13 protein-coding genes are annotated in these 16842 nt (G+C 70.5%); 5 read left to right on the forward strand and 8 right to left on the reverse strand.

Features of this window, described 5'->3' with window-relative positions; translation table 11 throughout:
• Positions 1-3 precede the first annotated feature (3 nt).
• Together FHS00_RS07215 and FHS00_RS17860 are read left to right on the forward strand one after the other, a co-directional pair.
• The gene (locus FHS00_RS07215; protein ID WP_246391186.1) at positions 4-1098 is read left to right on the forward strand and encodes a glycosyltransferase; all 1095 of its coding nucleotides are present in this window, start codon (positions 4-6) and stop codon (positions 1096-1098) included.
• A complete protein-coding gene (locus FHS00_RS17860) occupies positions 1095-2159 on the forward strand; it encodes a glycosyltransferase family 4 protein (protein ID WP_183471327.1) in 1065 nt (354 codons plus the stop codon). Before FHS00_RS07215 ends, FHS00_RS17860 begins: the two co-directional genes overlap by 4 nt.
• Before the next feature lie 64 nt (positions 2160-2223).
• On the opposite strand, the gene FHS00_RS07225 is transcribed toward FHS00_RS17860, so the two are convergent.
• Positions 2224-2895, reverse strand: a complete 672-nt coding sequence (locus tag FHS00_RS07225) for a calcium-binding protein (protein WP_183471329.1) — start codon at positions 2893-2895, stop codon at positions 2224-2226.
• A 519-nt stretch (positions 2896-3414) separates the two neighbouring features.
• On the opposite strand from FHS00_RS07225, the gene FHS00_RS07230 reads away from it, so the two are divergent.
• Entirely contained in the window at positions 3415-5118 is a 1704-nt protein-coding gene (locus FHS00_RS07230) for a hypothetical protein (RefSeq protein ID WP_183471331.1), read from the forward strand.
• A 2-nt stretch (positions 5119-5120) separates the two neighbouring features.
• Here FHS00_RS07230 and FHS00_RS07235 read toward each other — a convergent pair whose 3' ends face one another.
• On the reverse strand, positions 5121-6944 hold the full coding sequence (locus FHS00_RS07235) for a sialate O-acetylesterase (RefSeq protein WP_183471333.1): 1824 nt from the start codon (positions 6942-6944) through the stop codon (positions 5121-5123).
• On the reverse strand, positions 6944-7204 hold the full coding sequence (locus tag FHS00_RS07240) for a spike base protein, RCAP_Rcc01079 family (RefSeq protein WP_183471335.1): 261 nt from the start codon (positions 7202-7204) through the stop codon (positions 6944-6946). The genes FHS00_RS07235 and FHS00_RS07240 overlap by 1 nt, the downstream gene beginning before the upstream one ends.
• 215 nt (positions 7205-7419) lie before the next feature.
• Here FHS00_RS07240 and FHS00_RS07245 point away from each other — a divergent pair, with 215 nt between their 5' ends.
• Positions 7420-8631, forward strand: a complete 1212-nt coding sequence (locus FHS00_RS07245) for a polysaccharide pyruvyl transferase family protein (RefSeq protein ID WP_183471337.1) — start codon at positions 7420-7422, stop codon at positions 8629-8631.
• Here the strand turns inward: FHS00_RS07245 and FHS00_RS07250 are convergent.
• Entirely contained in the window at positions 8592-9857 is a 1266-nt protein-coding gene (locus FHS00_RS07250) for a glycosyltransferase family 4 protein (RefSeq protein ID WP_183471339.1), read from the reverse strand. The genes FHS00_RS07245 and FHS00_RS07250 overlap by 40 nt on opposite strands.
• Positions 9858-10389: 532 nt before the next feature.
• On the opposite strand from FHS00_RS07250, the gene FHS00_RS07255 reads away from it, so the two are divergent.
• Entirely contained in the window at positions 10390-11058 is a 669-nt protein-coding gene (locus FHS00_RS07255; RefSeq protein ID WP_246391168.1) for a sugar transferase, read from the forward strand.
• A gap of 43 nt (positions 11059-11101) precedes the next feature.
• Here FHS00_RS07255 and FHS00_RS07260 read toward each other — a convergent pair whose 3' ends face one another.
• The 4 genes from FHS00_RS07260 to araD form a co-directional block, all read right to left on the reverse strand.
• On the reverse strand, positions 11102-12349 hold the full coding sequence (locus tag FHS00_RS07260; protein ID WP_183471343.1) for a hypothetical protein: 1248 nt from the start codon (positions 12347-12349) through the stop codon (positions 11102-11104).
• Positions 12241-13776, reverse strand: coding sequence for a S8 family serine peptidase (locus FHS00_RS07265; RefSeq protein ID WP_183471345.1), 1536 nt, complete (start codon positions 13774-13776; stop codon positions 12241-12243). Before FHS00_RS07265 ends, FHS00_RS07260 begins: the two co-directional genes overlap by 109 nt.
• A 334-nt stretch (positions 13777-14110) precedes the next feature.
• Positions 14111-15040 (reverse strand): Gfo/Idh/MocA family protein, encoded by a 930-nt coding sequence (locus tag FHS00_RS07270; protein WP_183471347.1) that lies wholly within the window; start codon positions 15038-15040, stop codon positions 14111-14113.
• Positions 15040-16782: an L-arabinonate dehydratase gene (gene araD, locus FHS00_RS07275; RefSeq protein ID WP_183471349.1), complete on the reverse strand. Its 1743-nt coding sequence runs from the start codon at positions 16780-16782 to the stop codon at positions 15040-15042. Before araD ends, FHS00_RS07270 begins: the two co-directional genes overlap by 1 nt.
• Positions 16783-16842 lie beyond the last annotated feature (60 nt).

Below are 16842 nucleotides of genomic sequence, written 5' to 3' on the forward strand. Positions count from 1 at the left end.
GCCATGTGGGATGTCGATTTCTCGCTCGCCCTGCGCAACCGCACCGGCAAGTACTTTATCGGTCGCGACATCATCCGCGACAATGCCGACCGGATCGCCAGCGTCCGCTATGGCCGGTTCCGGCGCGCGCCCGGATCAGAGCTGCGGGCCCCGGACGGGCTCCGCCGCTCGCTGATCGAGCGCGGCTCGGATGCCGAGATCGCGCTGCGGCAGCGCTTGCCCTCCGGGGTGGCCGGGCTGCGGGCGCGCCGCCCCGTGCTGCATCTCGACCCCTACACGGTGCGGCTCTACCGCACCGGGCCGCGTGATCTGGTGCTGTGCCACGACATGGGGCCGCTCACCCATCGCGAGCTGTTCGATGACCGGGTCTGCCGCCTCTATGACGAGGCGTACCGCCAGATCGCCGAGACCAAGCCCGGCATGGTCTTCGTCAGCCGCGCTTCGCGCGACGCCTATGTCGAGCTGTTCGGCCCGCTGCCCCGGATGGAGGTGATCTACCCGCCGCTGCGGCCCGAACTGGCCGCCGCCGCCCCGGCCCCGGTCGAGGAGGTCCGAGCGCCCTTCCTGCTCACCGTCGGCTCGATCGGCCGGCGCAAGAACCAGGCCGCCGCGATCCGCGCCTTCGCCGCCAGCGGGCTGGCGCAGCGCGGCTACCGCTACGTGCTGTGCGGCGCGCGCGAGCCGGGCGCCGACGAGGTGGCCCGCCTCGCCGCCGCGACCGAGGGGGTGGTGCTGCTCTCCTATGTCAGCGACGCGCAGCTCTCCTGGCTTTATCGCAACGCGGCGGGCTTCGTGCTGGTCAGCCTGCTCGAGGGGTTCGGCGTCCCGGTCGCCGAGGCGATCGCCGCCGGGCTGGTGCCGCTGGTGGCCCGCGACAGCGTGCTCGAGGAGGTGGCCGGCGACGGTGCCTTCAGCGCCGACCCGCTCGACGAGGCCGAGATCGCCCGGATGATGCGGCAACTGGTCGAGCTTGAGCCCGAACCGCGCGCCGCGCGGCAGGCGGCGCTGGCCCGCTCGATCGCGCGCTTCACCCCGACGGCCTTCCGCGACAATTGGAGCGCCGCGCTGGCGCCCGCCATGGCAGGGATCGACGCATGAAGAGACGGATCACCGTGAACGGCAAGTTCCTCGATGCGGGGCTCAACGGCGTGCACCGCACGGCGGCCCATTACGCCAGCGAACTGACCCGGCTCGACCGGGTCAGGATCGTCGCGCCGCGCGAGCACGAGCCCGACCCGGAGTTTCCCGCGCTCCGTCCCGAGGTGGTGCCCGGCCATTGCGGCAGCGGCCAGGGCTGGGAGATGCTCACCCTGCCGCGCGTCGCGCGGGGCGACACGCTGATCAATTTCTGCAATCTCGCGCCGCTCCTGCACGGCAACTCGGTGGTGATGATCCACGACGCGCAGACCTTCCTGCACCCGGAGGACTACTCCGGCCGGCAGGCGGCGGCCTACCGGGCGCTGCTGCCCTGGATCGCGCGCCGGGCGCGGCGCATCCTCACCGTGTCCGAGTTCTCGCGCCAGTCGCTCGCCGCGCATGGCATCGGCCACCCGGACAAGATCGACGTCATCTACAACGGCACCGATCACCTGATGCGGGTGCCCGCCGATCGCGGCGTGCTGCGGCGCCACGGCCTGGCACCGGGCGGCTACGTCCTCGCGCTGGGATCGGCCAAGGGTTACAAGAACATGCGCGTGCTGTTCGATGCCTGGCGCGACGCCGGGGCGACGTTGCCGCGGCTGGTGATCGCGGGCGGGCCCGGCGCCGACGCCTACGCGGCGCGCGGCTGGCAGCCCCCGGCGGGGACGCTGTTCACCGGGTTCGTGTCGGATGGCGAGTTGCGGGCACTCTACGAGGGCGCGGTCTGCTTCGCCTTTCCGTCCCTGACCGAAGGGTTCGGCCTGCCGCCGGTCGAGGCGATGTGGTGCGACACCCCGGTGGTGGCGGCCCGCGCCGGGGCGATGCCCGAGGTCTGCGCGGCGGCCGCGCTCTACGCCCCGGCCTCCGAACCAGCGGCCTGGCGCGAGACGATCCGGCGGCTATGCGGCGACGCCGCGCTGCGCCGCGAAATGTCCGCCCGCGGCCGGGCCCGCGCCGCCCAGCTGACCTGGGCGCGGGCCGGTGAGCGGCTGCGCGAACTGATCCTGCAAGTTGCCTGAGGCCCGAAACGGCGACAGGAGCCCCGAAGGGCTCCTGTCAGTCGGTCCGCGATCCGAGGCGGGATCAGTACAGCATCGGGTCGATATCGAAGATCTGATTGATCTGCGCGGCGCTCAGCGAATCCGAGGCGCCGGGCGAATCCTGGCCGACGCTGAAGTCGAGCGTCGCGATGTCGGCCTCGGAAAGCTCCACGTTGTAGAAGATCACCGTGGTGTCGCCATAGGTCAGCTTGGTGTTGTTGCTGACCGCGTTGTAGAACAGCGTGTGGTCGCCGCCGTCGAGCAGGACGACCTTGTCCTCGCCCTTGGTGAAATCCATCACCCGGTCGTTGCCGTCGCGCCGGTCGAAGATGAAGACGTCGCTGTCGGTCTCCCCCTCCGGACGGATCGCGTTCGGACGGCCGCCGTACAGCGTGTCGTCGCCCGAGTTGCCGGCCAGGATGTCGTTGCCCCAGCCGCCATAGACGTTGTCGTTGCCGCCGCCGCCGAACACGGCGTCGTCGCCTTCGCCGCCGCGCACCCGGTCGTTGCCGTTGTCGCCGTTGATGTAGTCGTTGCCGTTCTGCCCGTTGACGATGTCGGCGCCGATGCCGCCATAGACGCGGTCGTTGCCGTTGCCGGCCTCGATCGTATCGGCGCCGTAGCCGGCGGTGAACTGGTCGTCACCCGCCGTGCCGATGACGAAGTTGTCCTCGCCGATGTTGGACGCGTTCAACAGGGTATAGGAGATTGCCATCTCTCAGGTCCTCACACTGGTAAAACCGATGGGCACGGCCGGAGCCGTTCCACCACGCAAACATTTCTGGCCGCCGCCGGAAAAAAAGGCGGAGAGGCGGAGGCCGTCACGGACGTCGTCTGTCCGGCCTTATCCGTGACACATCGCTGTTCCTCCTTTCAACACCATATCGACATAGTTGATCGTTTAAAAGATCATTCAACCATGGGTTTAGTATGATCCGGCGCTGTGATCTGATCGCGCCACCCGGAAAATCCTTGCTTTGGTCAGCCGGAACGCTCGCCGCGTACGATATCGAACCGGCGCCCCGCATCGCGCCGATCCCGCCGCCCGCGGTCCGGCCCGGGCGCACGCGGCATGGTGCCGGAACTGCCTGCTGCGGCGCGCCGCGATTCGATACCCGACGCTTCCCCGTGCGATCCGCCGACGCGGGCAGTTTCGGCCCCGACCGCCCTCGCCGCCGCCCGCGCGCTCCGCTAGGCTCGCGCATGTCATTGTTCCCGGTACCGGTTTTCATCCATGTTGCGCTCCCTCCCCCGTCTCGCGGCCCTGTGCCTCGCCGCCTGGCCTGCCCTCGCCGCCGCGCAGGACGACGCTTCCCCCACGCCCCTGCCCATGACCGCGCCCCTGCTCGGGGCGGCATCCAATTTCGGTCAGGGGGTGCAGCCAGGCATGCTGCGCAACGCCGTCGCGCTCGGCGTGACCGATCTGCGCGACGGCCTGAACTGGGGCCTCGCCCAGACCCGCGCGGATGCCTACGACTTCTCCGATCCGCGCGCCGCCTATCCGCGCGACGTGCTCGACGCGGGGCTGCGCCTCAGCCTGACGCTGAACTGGGGCAACCCGCTCTGGGAGGGCGGCGACACGCCGGTCACGCCCGAGGGCATCGCCGCCTTCGGCCGCTTCGCCGGCGCGCTGGCGCGGCAATATCCCGGCCTCGACGCGGTCGAGATCGGCAACGAGTTCAACAGCGCCGATTTCCTGCGCGGCCCGCTCGAGACCGCCTCCGCCACCGCGCGGGCCGAGGCGCATGCCGCGCTGCTGGCCGCCGCCGCGCAGGCGCTGCGCGCCGAAGATCCTGATATCCGGCTCCTCGGCGGGGCCAGCCACTCGATCCCGCTGGGCTATCTCTGGGCGGTGCTCGACGCGGGCGGGGCCGCGCATATGGACGCGCTGGCGATGCATCCCTACACCACCCCGCCCGAACAGCTCGCCCGGCAGGTGGCGGTGCTGCGCCGCCATCCGCAGGCGGCATCGCTGCCGATCGAGATCACCGAGTTCGGCAGCGCCGATCCGGCGGCGGCGGCGGGCTACATGCTGCGCGACTATTGCCAGATGGCGCTGTCGGGCGTGACCCGGGCGGTGTGGTACCCGCTCAACCCGCGCGGCGACGGGCTGGTGCCGCTGCTCACCGCCGATGGCCGGATCACCGGTGCGGGCTTGGCCTTTCGCATCATCACCGGGGAGTTCGCCGGGCGCGAGGTGCGCGACGCCGCGCCCGATCCCTTCACCTATGGCTGCCGCTTCGGCGAGGACACGATGCTGCTATGGGGCGCACCGCGCGAGTTGCGCGTGGCCGATGGGATCGAACTGCGCGACCCGGAAGGCCGGGCGCTGGCACCGCCCTACGCGCTGTCGCGCGAGACCCCGCTGATCCTGCGCGGCACCACTGGCGGGATCGATATCGGCAAAGGGGTCGAGCTCGGCCCGCAGCGCCTGATCGCCGACAGCTTCGACCAGTTCGGCTACCCTGCCGCCGACGGCAGCCGCCCCGAGGGCGATCCGTTCGAGCGGTTCCTGCGGATCGACGGCCGCGAAGCCCCGCTCGCGACCATGCCGGGTCAGGAGGCGGGCGGCACGCTCTGGACGCCCTATCTCGGCGAACCGGGGCAGCGTCCGCTGCGGCTCACCGCCGATCAGCTGCTGCCCGGCGGATCGGCCGCGCATCCGGTCGAGATCGTGCATCGCTGGACCGCGCCCGAGGCGATGCGCGTCGCCCTCACCGCCCACTTCGACGTCGCTGCCCGCAGCGAGGACGGCATCACGGTCGCTCTCACACTCAATGGCGAGGAGATCGCCGCCGAGGAGAGCGGCGGGGTGATCGAGATCGCGCCGCCGCCGATGTCGCTGGCGGCGGGCGACGTGTTCGAAATCACGGTGGGTCCGGGCGGCAGTGCGGCGGGCGACGTGACCCAATATCATATCACCCTGCGCGCGCCCTGACCTCAGCCCGCCGCCGGACGCAGGCAAAGGAGATGCGGATTGGAGTTGCGCGACGCGCCGCCGTCGATCGTGGCAGTGACCGCGTCGCCCACGCTCTGCGCGCTGGCCGCGCCGCCCGAGCCCATCGTCATCGAGAGCTGCACGCCCGAACTGCCCTGCCGGGTCACGTCGTAGCGCTCCGCGAAATCCGACAGGTCGGGATCGCCGCCCCAGCTCGCGCTGTGCAGATTGGCATAGACTACCGCATAGAGGACATGCGTGCCCGCCGGCACGTTTGCGGCGACGAGCCCGGCCACCAGGGAGTTGCCGGTCGCGGTCGTGCCGGGCTGCACCACCGCCAGCGGGTCGGCCGGATCGACGCCGCGCCAGGCCGAGACGATGCCGGTGCTGTAATAGCTCGCACCCTGCGTCAGCTCGACGCCCGGCTCCCCGTCGGCGGCGATCTTCCAATAGAGAATGCCGCGCACCTGGTCGGAACTGGCATTGCCGCTCCTGACCTCGGGCAGTGCGATCCAGTCGGGCGGCGTGGTGGCGACATGGTTGGTCGAATGCGTGCCGACATGCAGCAGCAGCAAGTCGCCCGCCTGCAGCCCGGCGGGCATCGCGACGACATGCGCGCCCTTGGCGGTGTCGGGCGCCCCGGCCCCGACAAAGGCCACGCCCGAGGATGGCGGCGCGGCGGCGGCGGTGGTCACCGACCAGACGCCTGTGACCCCGCCGATGGTCAGCGTCGCCTGCGTAGCGGTTTCCGCCTCGGCGCTGGAGCTGACGCGCAGCTGCACCTTCTGATGCTTGTGGATGCGCCCCGGCGCGGAGGTCCAGTCCACCGCCACCGTGTCGTCGGGGTTGGCGATCCGGTAGGCGCCGCCGGTGACCGTGATCGGCGCGTCCCGCTCGTATCCCACAGGCGTCACCAGCTCGGAGGTGACGGGGGAGGACGGCGCCGCGCCGCTCCGCGCGGCGAAGGCAAAGGCATCGGGCGCGGCGTCGGTGATCTCGCCATGATGAGCGGCATAGCTGCCGGTCCAGGCGCGATAGGCGCGCCGCCCGCAATCCTCGGCCCAGGCCGCGCGCGGGTGCAGCTCCGAGAACGGCGCGCCGCCGGTCGCCGCGTCGGTGTCGATCACCATGGCGTTGCCATCGGCCAGTGCCACGTCGAGCTGCGCCTTGCGCACCGCCCAGGTGTTCGCGGTGGCGGTGGCGCTGTCGAGCCGCGGGCGGGTGCGCTCGACGATGAACAGCCCGGTCGAGATCCGGGCCCGGAACTCGGCCAGCAGATGCGCGAAGTTGCCCGCGTAATCGCCGCCGTGGCCATTCGCCATGTCGTATTCGCCCTGCGTCCAGATCGTCACCTCCTCGGGCGTATCGGAGAGCGCCACACGTGCCGCCGCGACGCGGGATTCGAGCTGTTCGAACAGCATCCGCCCCGAGGTCCGGACCGTCGGGTGCCAGTCGTCGCGCCCGGCCTCGGCTGGCAGGCCGGTGCCGCCCTGCGCGCGCTTGACGATGCGGATCGGCCGATCGACGCCCGCCTGCCGCAGCTGGTGGGCGAACTCGGCCTCCGAGCCCCAGGCATTGGCGCTGTCGTCACCCGCGTTGCTTCCGGGCGCATAGGGCTCGAAGCCGCCGCTGGCGGGGTTCCAGACCTCGACATCCTGCATGGCGGCGTATTTCGCGGCCGGTGTCGCGCCCGAGGTGCCCTGCTTGTCGGCGTTGGACTGCCCCGCGACGATCAGCAACAGCGGCGCCGTCACCGGCACGATGACGGGCGGCCCGGCCTCCGGCGCCGCGACGGCGCAGAGCCCGAGCCCGGTTCCCAGCCGCATCACGTCAGCCCCACGATCCCGGTGGCGGTGGTGCCGGTCGCCCAGACCCGGCGGACCCGGACCGGCAGCACCGCGCCCGCCGCCAGATAGAGCGTCGCCACCGTGCCGCCGATCGCGGTGACGCGGATCGTGCCGGGGTTCGTCGCGGTGATCGCTCGCGTCCAGACCGCGAGGTCGGCGCCGTCATCGGGCGTGATCGGGTGCAGGTCGCTCGCTGGGCTGTCCAGCCCGGATTGCCGGTTCGCAAACTGATCGCTCATCTCGTTCCTCCATCGCCGCCCGCTGCGGGGCTCGGGCCGCCACCAGCAGCCCCGGAACGCGACAATACCGCCCCGATCGCGATGATTTCCTGAGCCCTGCGCCCGCAGCGCGGCAGCGGCGCGCAACACCCCCCGCCACGGGTGCGGCACGGCTTGACCCTTGCCGCGCCGAGGCCCACACCAAGGCGTGTTCCGCCGAAAGGTTTTTAACGATCATGTCCTTGTCCCCCCGCATCCGCTGCTTCAACGCCCGCTACAGCCCCAATCTCGGCGACGGCCTGCTTTCGGAATGTCTCGAGCATCAGCTGATCGCGCTCGGCGCTGCCCCCGACACCGCCTCGATCGACCTCGCCGCCCGCGGCGCCTATGGCGACGTCATGGCCGGGCGCGGCACGATCATGGCGGTGCTCGACGCGCTGCCCGGCCCGGCCCGCCGGGCGGCGGTGCGGCTGCCGCTGGCGCTGCAGGCGCGGCGCCGCTGGCAGCCGCATTACCGGGCCGGCCTGCGCGGCGCCGAGGCGGTGGCGATCGGCGGCGGCAACCTGCTCGCCGATCTCGACCTGAACTTCCCGACCAAGCTGTCGCTGGCGCTCGGCGAGGCGCGCAAGCGCGGCCTTCCTGCGGCGATCTATGCCTGCGGCATGTCCGGCGGCTGGAGCGCGACCGGGCTGCGGATGGCGCGCCGCGCCTTCGCCAACGGCGCGCTCAAGGCGGTGTTCCTGCGCGACACGGCCTCGCGCGATCTCTGGGCCGAGCTGATGCAGCCCCATACCGGGATCGCGGCCGAGGTGGTGCGCGATCCGGGCCTGCTGGCGGCGCGGGTCTTTCCCGCCGCCAAGGCCGCCCCGCGCCCCCGCCCGGTCGCCGGGATCGGGCTGATGAGCCATCTGGCGATCCGCTACCACGCCGAGGCGGCGCCGGAGGCGGACCAGCTCGACGACTGGTTCGTCGGGCTCGGCCGGGCGCTGCTCGACGCGGGCTTCCACCTGCGCGTCTTCACCAATGGCAGCCCCGAGGATGTCAGCTACGCGGCCCGGCTGCGGCCCCGGCTTGCGGCCCTGGCCGGGCCCGGGCGGATCGCCTTCCCGACCCAGCGCACCCCGGCCGAGCTGTGCGGCCATATCGCCGATCTCGACGTGCTGGTGGCCTACCGGCTGCACGCGGTGATCGCCGCAACCTCCTACGGGGTGCCGGCGATCGGGCTGGCCTGGGATCGCAAGCTGGCCTCGTTCCTCGACTCGATCGGCGTCGGCGACCGGCTGCTCGACGTGACCCGCGTGGCGCCCGGCGCGGCGGCGGAGCGGATGGTCGCGCTGGCCCGACAGCCGCGCGACGAGGCGGCGCGGCAGGCGCTGCTGCGCGAAGCGGCCGAGGATGTGGGCCGGCTCTACGCCGCCCTTGCGGGGGCTTCGAGCGCGGCGCGGTAGCGGCCGATCTGCGCCTCGATCCATTCGGCGGGCGTGGTGCAGAGCCCCGCCGCGCCGGAATGGCCCCGGCGGCTGATCGCCTCGATCTCGGCCGCCGGCATCGCGTCGATCCGGGCCAGCGTCGCGGCGAAGGCCGCCGGGTCGCGCGTGTCGCAGGCCAGCCCGAGGCCGAGCCGCTCTATCTCGGTGCCGAGCAGCGCGTGCCGCCCGAGGATCACCGGCAGGCCCGACAGAGACGCCTCGGCCGCCACGAGGCCGAAGGGCTCGGGGTAGCGGCTCGGCATCACCAGCGCGCGGGCATCGCCGATCGCGGCGCCGATCTGCTCCCGCAACATCCAGCCCAGGAACCGCACCTCCGGATGCGCTTCTTCGAGGCCCTCGCGCAGCGGGCCGTCGCCGATCACGGTGAGCGGCACGCCCGCCCGCGCGGCGGCGGCGACCAGATCCTCGATCCCCTTCTCGGCCTCGACCCGGCCGACGAAGACCACGCCGCGATTTGCCTCGGCCGCGACCCGCTCCTCGCGAAAGCCGATCGCCGGGTTGCGCAGCGCCGTCAGCAGCCCCGGCGGGTAGCCCGACATCTCGAGGAAGGGCCGCATCGCCGGGTGGATCATCAGCAGCCCGGCCCAGTCGGCGCCGCGCTCCAGCGTCCGCCACAGCGTCGCCTGCCGGGTCACCCGCCAGAGCTTCTGCGCGTAGGAGCGCTTGTCGCAATGGGTGGACAGGCAGTCGGCCGAGAGCGGCTTGCGGCTGCAGGGCGCGGCCGCGCGGTAATCCATGAAGGCGCCGTTCGGGCAGGCGAGAAAGAAGTCATGCGCGTGCAGGAAGCTGCGCGCCCGCACCGGGGCCAGCGCCGCGAAGATGCTGGGCGACAGCGTCTTGGAGAAGCCGTGCACGTGGAAGACGGTGCGCTCGTCGGCCATCTCCTCGACGATCTCGGCGAGGAAGCGGCGCGCCGCCGGGTTGTAGATGCCGCGCGTCGCGGCCTGCGCCCGCGGCGCCTTGATCAGCTGCTGACCGCCCAAAGCGCGCAGATCGACGCCTATCGCGCGCAGCTCGGCGTTGTCGCCGCTGTCGCCGGCCGCAAAGACCACCTCGATGCCGCGCTCGCGCAGGAGGCGCGCCTGCAGCAGCGCCAGCCCGGTCGCGCCGCCGCGGGCGAGGCTGGCATCGTTGATCACGACCACCCTGAGGCCGCCGGTCGCCCCTGTCCGAATCGCTTTCATGCGCCGCTCCCGCGTGGTGTCACTCTACCTGTGATTGATCTGCGCGCCTTGGCCCGATTGCAAGCCATAGCGGCAGCGACGAGCGGTCGGCGCGCGGAATGTCCCTTCGGACAGGCAGCAGGGGAGCGAAACGCCCGTCTGGCGGGCGGCTGATAGCGAACGATTTGTTTCGCGAGGCGAGCCGATTCCAGCCCGCGCGCGGCCTGCGAAACCTGCCATTCGCCTCGAAATTGCCGCATTCGCTGCGCGCGAAACGGGCAGCATGACACACGTTTAAGGCGAAAATTCTGCTTGCATATTCTCCCAATGCGGAAGAAATCACATTCATCCGAGGCAGATGACGCGTTTATGGTCAAACGCCCCGGTGGCTCTGCCAGCGGCTTCGGCCCTCGGATTGACCATGTTGTCATGACGCTGTCAGGCTTGTGTCGAAGTGATGGCGTCCGCAGCCTGTTTTGTTTTTTCTGCGATGCGGCGTCGCTTGTTACCAGTTCGGTCGCCCCGGCGGCCCTTTGTTGAAGAGTTGATGATTATGAGTGTTACCTCCAAGTCGCGCAGCGACCGTCTTCGCTCGTCCGCAATCGAAGGTTTCTACGCCCGTCGTGGCAAACGCCTTCTGGATCTCTTCCTTGCCCTGGTGATGCTGCCGACACTGGCCCTGGTCATCGCCGTCCTCTGGGTGCTGGTACGCTCGGATGGTGGCGGCAGCGGCTTTTACGGCCATCGCCGGGTCGGCCAGAACGGGCGCGCGTTCCGCTGCTGGAAGATCAGGACGATGCGCCCCGATGGCGACGAGATCCTCGCCCGGCATCTCGCCAACGATCCCGAAGCCGCGGCCGAATGGGCGCGGGACTACAAGCTTACCAACGATCCGCGGGTCACGCGGATCGGCAATTTCCTGCGGCGGACCAGCCTCGACGAGCTGCCGCAGGTCTGGAACGTGCTGCGCGGCGAGATGAGCTTCGTCGGGCCGCGCCCGATCGTCAGCGACGAGCTGGCGCGCTACGAGGGCTACCAGTGGTGCTATCTCACCGCGGTGCCGGGCATCACCGGCCTGTGGCAGGTCTCGGGCCGCAACGATGTCAGCTACGAGGAGCGGGTGCAGCTCGACATGCAGTACCAGGCGCGGCGCTCGCTGATGCTCGACCTCGCCGTCATCCTGCGCACCGCCGGCGCGGTGGTGAACCGGACCGGCAAGTGAACCCACCGGGCCGCCCGCCCGTCGGGCGGCCCGGACATCCCTCTCAGGCAAAGACCAGCGTCGCGCTCTCCGCCCCGTCGAGCACGCCGTGCAGCGACAGCGCCCCGCCACCGGTCATCGCCACCTCGAACAGGATCTCGGCCCCGTTCTCGCCCAGATAGGCGACATTGGTGCGGCCTGCCTCGACGACGATCCGGAACGATCCCTCCTCCATGCCCTCGGCATTCTGCAGCAGGATCCGGTCGCTTTCGCGGTGATCGAAATCGCGGACGAAATCGACCGCGTCGATCTGCGCGCGATCGGAGACGAAGCTGTCGGCCCCGGCCCCGCCGATCAGCACGTCGCGGCCGCGCCCGCCATCGAGCGCGTCGTCGCCGCCCCCGCCATAGAGCCGGTCGTCCCCCGCCCCGCCCGCCAGCGCATCATGCCCGGCCTCGCCCCACAGCACGTCGCGGCCGGTGCCGCCCGACAGCATGTCCGCGCCGCCGCCGCCGATCAGCCGGTCGTCGCCGCCATCGCCATGGATCTCGTCATCGCCGGCGCGCCCGCCCAGCCGGTCGGCCCCGCCGAGCCCGCGCATCAGGTCCGCGCCATCACCGCCATCGCGGCGGTCGTCGCCCTCCGTGCCGGTATAGGTCCAGATCGGCTCGGGTTCGGGTTCGGGTTCGGGTTCGGGAACAGGTTCAGGGGCGGGTTCGGGCGCAGGCTCCGGCGCCGGGACGGGCTCGGGCGAAGGCGCGGGCGCGGGTTCCGGTTCGGGCGCGGGCACCGGTTCCGGCTGCGGCTCGCCCCCATCGGTCCAGAGCCGCGTCAGCTCGGCGGTGCGGTAGAGCAGGTCGGCGAACTCGACCAATTCGATGCCGGAGATCCGGGTCAGCGCATCGCCGGCCAGATCGAACAGCAGCTCGCCCGTGGACAGCACCGAGCCCTGCACATCGGCGAAATTCGCGCCCACCACGAAGCGGTCCTGCCCGGCGCCGCCTTCGAGCCGGTCGCGGCCGTCGCTGGCGCGCAGCGTGTCGTCGCCCCGCCCGCCGCGCAGCCAGTTGTCGGCGCCGCTGCCGATCAGCAGGTCGTCGCCATCCCCGGCAAAGGCGTTCTCGATCCCGCCGCCGATCCGTAAACCGACGCCGTCGATGCGGCTGCCCTGCCCGCCGCTCAAATCGATCAGGCTGCCGCTGGTCACCATCGCGGCGTTGATCGCGTCGGTGCCGCCGTCGCGGTCGATGATGCGCCGTCGCCCGGCCTCGGCGGCGGCCGTGTCGGCATATTCGTCCGAGAAGAAGAACACGTCGTCTGCCAGTTTCTCGCCCGGCCATGCAGGGTCAGGGTGATGTCCCTGACCTCGCCGACATGGACGTTGCCATGGCGGTCGAGCGCGTCGGGCGCGCGGTCGTGGATGTCGACGGTCCAGGTGCCGGCGCTCATCTCGCCCATGGTGGCGACCGAGCCGAACTTGAAGTTGCGCAGATCGCCGATCCCGCCTTCGAGCGGGATGTCGTGCACCAGCCGGATCCTTGTCCCCTCCGGGCTGGTCAGCCAGACGTCGAGATCGGCGGTGTTGCGCCAGAAGAATTCGAGCTGCAGCTGCACGTGTTCGATCGCGATGTCCTGGCCGACCTCGATCTCGAACTGCAGGTGATCGACGCTGCCGCCGACCAGCTTGGCGCCCGGGGTCTCCGTCTCGACCTTGACGGTGGTCCGGTTCTGCGCGGTCTGCTGCAGCGTCCACGTCTCGGCCAGCCGCACCGCGTCATGCGCGTTGAGAAAGCCGAAACCGAAGGAATCGCTGAACGCCTTTCCGCCGCCGTTGAAATGGCCGTTGCCGTTCATCACCCAGCCGTCGCCCCAGGCGATGCCGTTGCCCAGCCCCTCGCGCCGGGCCGAGAGGCCGAGGATCTGCTGCACGTCGCGATAGCCGAGATCGGCATTGGCCTCGAGGATCAGCCCCGCCACCGCCGAGACCGCCGGCGCCGAGAAGGAGGTGCCGGTGGCGCGGGTCTCGAAGCGCTCGCCCGGCTCTGTGGTGAAGACCTCGCGCCCGGCGGCCGAGAGCAGCACGTTGGCGCCGAGACTGGTGAAGGAGGAGGCCGCGCCGTCGCGGTCCACCGCCCCCACCGCGATGGCGAGCGGCGAGTTCTGGAGATTGTGGAAGTTCGAGGAATCGTCGCCGCCGCCATTGCCGGCCGAGAACACCGCCACCGTGCCGAGCCCGTCGCGCCCGCTCGTCACCGGATCCTCCAGCGCCTCGCGGAGCGCGGTGGCGCGGCCGAAATTATCGGCGAAGGGGCGGTTGAAGCTCCAGCTGTTGTTGACTACGTCGACCGCGCTGGCGGCGTGCAGCGCCGCGATCGCCTGGTCGAGCGCGTTGGGGCTGGCATAGTTCACCGCGAGCCCGACCAGCGTCGCCTCGCTGGCGATGCCGACGCTGCCGATGCCGTTGCCGCCTTCGGCGGCGATGACGCCCGCGACCATGTCGAAATTGTAGTCACGGGAGAGGTCGTAATTGCCGTCGAGCTCGGCGTGATTGAAGTCGATCTGGGAATCGACCACGCCGATCTTCACCCCCGCGCCGCGATACTCCGCCCAGACGGATTCGATGTCGATGTTCACGGCCGAGCGGTTTTGTGCGAAATACCAGCTGCGATACATCACCGGATCGTCGAAGACGGCGGCGCCCGAGACGGAGGTCCCGGAAATGGTGTTTGAAATCGGCATTGCGTGTCCCTCAATCATGTCGTGGTCGAACGGCCGTCATCGGGCTGGACCGGGTCGAGGGTCTGATGCGAGGCTTGGACGAGGCAAAGTTTTGGGCATGGCGAGCTTGGCTCTTCACCATCGAAACTAATTAAATGTCAGATTGTTATCGCCCATATAGCGAAGCGGTCCCTGAACCGCTCCAGTCGCGGATGCGGTGCAGTTTCGAGTCGAATGCTTGTCAAATGGTTAACGTCGCAGGGCGCGGCCGGGCCTTTGCGCAACGCCTGCGCAACGGCAAACGGGCGCCCGGCCCTGCGGCCGCGCGCCCGTCATTTCGCTTCATGGGGTCCGTTCAGAACTCGAACGGGGCCACGCGCAGGCGCCGCCCGAGCGTCATGGCGTCGGCGACATGGATCATCGGCGCGAGGTCGACATCGCTTTCGCGCTTCGCCACCAGCTCGGCCATCCGGGCATAGAGCGCGGGGTATTCGCCGGGATGCTCCGGCAGCGGCGCCGGTGTCCCGTCGATCTCGAGCCGCGCCCCGCCGTCGCGCAGGGCGATCGCGCCCTTGTTGGTTTTGATCTCGATGTCCCAGCTCTGCGGGCCTTCCTGCCGCCAGTCGAACACCGCGCCGACATTGCCGGTGAAGTCGAGGCGGGCCGCGATCGGGGTGTCTCGGTTCTCGGGAAACTCCAGCTCGGCGGAGACGAGGTGCACCGGTTCGGGCAGGATCTCGGTCAGGATCGACAGCGCGTTGATGCCCGGGTCCATCACCCCCATGCCGCCCGGCTCGAAGACCCAGTCCTGGCCCGGATGCCATTTGCGCACATCCTCCTTCCAGGTGATGCGCACGCTCTGCACCACCCGCTCGACCAGCCGCGACTTCGCCGCCGCGACGCCCGCCGCCATGCGGCTGTGCCAGCTGGCATAGAGCGTGACGCCCTGTGTCGCGGCGAGCCGCTGCAGCGCCTGCACCTCGGCCAATGTCTGGCCGGGCGGCTTTTCGAGCATCACGTGCCGCCGCGCCAACAGCGCCTTGTGGGCATAGTCGAAGCGCGGCTGCGGCGGCAGGCAGAGCGAGATCACCTCGATGTCGGGACGCGCCGCGAGGAAGGCGTGGAAGTCGCGATGCGCCTCGACCCCCTCGACCGTGCCGGATCGGCTCACCGTCGCTGCGAGCTCCCAGTCGGGGCTCGCCTGCAGGGCCGGTACGTGCTGGTCGCGGGCGATCTTGCCAATGCCGACGAGGGCGATCTTGCGGGGGCTGGTGCCGTCGGCCATCAATGGCTCTCCTTGCCGACTGCGTTGCCGCGACAGCCGACCAGGAAATCGAAATCGGCGCCGGTCTCCGGCCCCATCACCCGCTCGTGGTAGAGGCTGGCATAGCCCGAGGCGGGGGCCTTCACCTGCGGCGTCCATGCGGCCAGACGCGCCGCCAGCTCCTCGTCCGAGATGTCGAGATGCAGCCGCCGCGCGGCGACGTCGAGCTCGATCATGTCGCCCGAGCGCACCACCGCCAGCGGCCCGCCCCGCGCCGCCTCGGGCGAGGTGTGCAGCACCACCGTGCCATAGGCGGTGCCGGACATCCGCGCGTCCGAGATCCGCACCATGTCGGTGATGCCCTTGCGCAGCACCTTGGGCGGCAGGCCCATATTGCCGACCTCGGCCATGCCCGGATAGCCGCGCGGCCCGCAATTCCTAAGCACCATCACGCAGCTCTCGTCGATGTCGAGATCCTCGTCATTGATCCGCGCCTTGTAGTCGTCGATGTCCTCGAACACGACGGCCCGGCCCCGGTGCTGCATCAGCGCGGGCGTCGCGGCCGAGGGTTTGAGCACGGCACCCAAGGGCGCGAGGTTGCCCTTGAGCACCGCGATGCCGCCCGACTTGGCCAGCGCGCGCTCGACCGGCAGGATCACGTCCTCGTTCCAGTTCTGCACCTCCTTGACCTCGTCCCAGATCGCGCCGCCAGACACGGTCAGCGCCTCGCGGTGCAGCAGCCCCGCTTCGCCGAGCCGCTTGATGACGACCGGCAGGCCGCCGGCATAGAAGAACTCCTCCATTAAATGCTGGCCGGAGGGCATCAGGTTGACGATGGTCGGCACGTCGCGGCCGCAGCGGTCCCAATCCTCGAGCGTCAGGTCGATCCCGACCCGCCCGGCGATGGCGAGCAGGTGGATCACCGCGTTGGTGGAGCCGCCGATCGCCGCGTTGGTGCGGATCGCGTTCTCGAAGGCCTCGCGAGTCATGATGTCGGAGGGCTTCAGGTCGTCCTTGACCATGTCGACGATCCGCCGGCCGGTCAGATGCGCCATGACCCGGCGGCGGCTGTCGACCGCCGGGATCGCGGCATTGCCCGACAGCGCCATGCCGAGTGCCTCGGCCATCGAGGCCATGGTCGAGGCCGTGCCCATGGTGTTGCACGAGCCGGGCGAGCGGCTCATCGAGGCCTCGGCCTCGACGAACTCGGCTTCGGTCATCTCGCCCGCGCGCACGGCCTCGGAGAAGCGCCACAGATGCGTGCCCGAGCCCACCCGCTCGCCGCGGAAATGGCCGTTGAGCATCGGCCCACCCGAGACCACGATCGCCGGCAGGTCGACCGAGGCCGCACCCATCAGCAGCGCCGGCGTGGTCTTGTCGCAGCCGGCGAGCAGCACCACGCCGTCGATGCATTTGCCGCGCACCGCCTCCTCGACATCCATGGCGCAGAGATTGCGATACATCATTGCGGTCGGGCGCAGCGTCGATTCCGACGGGGAGAACACCGGGAACTCGACCGGCAGGCCGCCAGCCTCGTAGATGCCGAACTTCACCCGCTCCGCGAGGTCGCGCAGATGCGCGTTGCAGGGCGTCAGCTCCGACCAGGTGTTGCAGATGCCGATCACCGGGCGGCCGTCGAACAGGTCGGCGGGTAAGCCTTGGTTCTTCATCCAGCTGCGGTGATAGATCGCGTCCTTCGACGTGCCGCCGAACCATTCCTGCGAACGCAGCTTGCGGGGCCAGGGGGCGGGGGTGAAGCTCATGGAAGGCCTTTCGAAAGCGGGCGGCGCGACGGGCCGGACCGCGTCGCGGGGGAGATCGAG

This window comes from Limimaricola variabilis (assembly GCF_014195545.1).
Taxonomy (GTDB): domain Bacteria; phylum Pseudomonadota; class Alphaproteobacteria; order Rhodobacterales; family Rhodobacteraceae; genus Limimaricola; species Limimaricola variabilis.

Bases quoted from the DNA above. Each gene is read 5' to 3' on its own strand.
- FHS00_RS07265 (WP_183471345.1), bottom strand. From the start codon at position 13,776: ATGCCGATTTCAAACACCATTTCCGGGACCTCCGTCTCGGGCGCCGCC.
- FHS00_RS07250 (WP_183471339.1), bottom strand. From the start codon at position 9,857: ATGAAAGCGATTCGGACAGGGGCGACCGGCGGCCTCAGGGTGGTCGTG.
- FHS00_RS07240 (WP_183471335.1), bottom strand. From the start codon at position 7,204: ATGAGCGATCAGTTTGCGAACCGGCAATCCGGGCTGGACAGCCCAGCG.
- FHS00_RS07255 (WP_246391168.1), top strand. From the start codon at position 10,390: ATGAGTGTTACCTCCAAGTCGCGCAGCGACCGTCTTCGCTCGTCCGCA.
- FHS00_RS07230 (WP_183471331.1), top strand. From the start codon at position 3,415: ATGTTGCGCTCCCTCCCCCGTCTCGCGGCCCTGTGCCTCGCCGCCTGG.
- FHS00_RS07245 (WP_183471337.1), top strand. From the start codon at position 7,420: ATGTCCTTGTCCCCCCGCATCCGCTGCTTCAACGCCCGCTACAGCCCC.
- araD (WP_183471349.1), bottom strand. From the start codon at position 16,782: ATGAGCTTCACCCCCGCCCCCTGGCCCCGCAAGCTGCGTTCGCAGGAA.
- FHS00_RS07270 (WP_183471347.1), bottom strand. From the start codon at position 15,040: ATGGCCGACGGCACCAGCCCCCGCAAGATCGCCCTCGTCGGCATTGGC.
- FHS00_RS07225 (WP_183471329.1), bottom strand. From the start codon at position 2,895: ATGGCAATCTCCTATACCCTGTTGAACGCGTCCAACATCGGCGAGGAC.
- FHS00_RS07215 (WP_246391186.1), top strand. From the start codon at position 4: ATGTGGGATGTCGATTTCTCGCTCGCCCTGCGCAACCGCACCGGCAAG.
- FHS00_RS17860 (WP_183471327.1), top strand. From the start codon at position 1,095: ATGAAGAGACGGATCACCGTGAACGGCAAGTTCCTCGATGCGGGGCTC.
- FHS00_RS07235 (WP_183471333.1), bottom strand. From the start codon at position 6,944: ATGCGGCTGGGAACCGGGCTCGGGCTCTGCGCCGTCGCGGCGCCGGAG.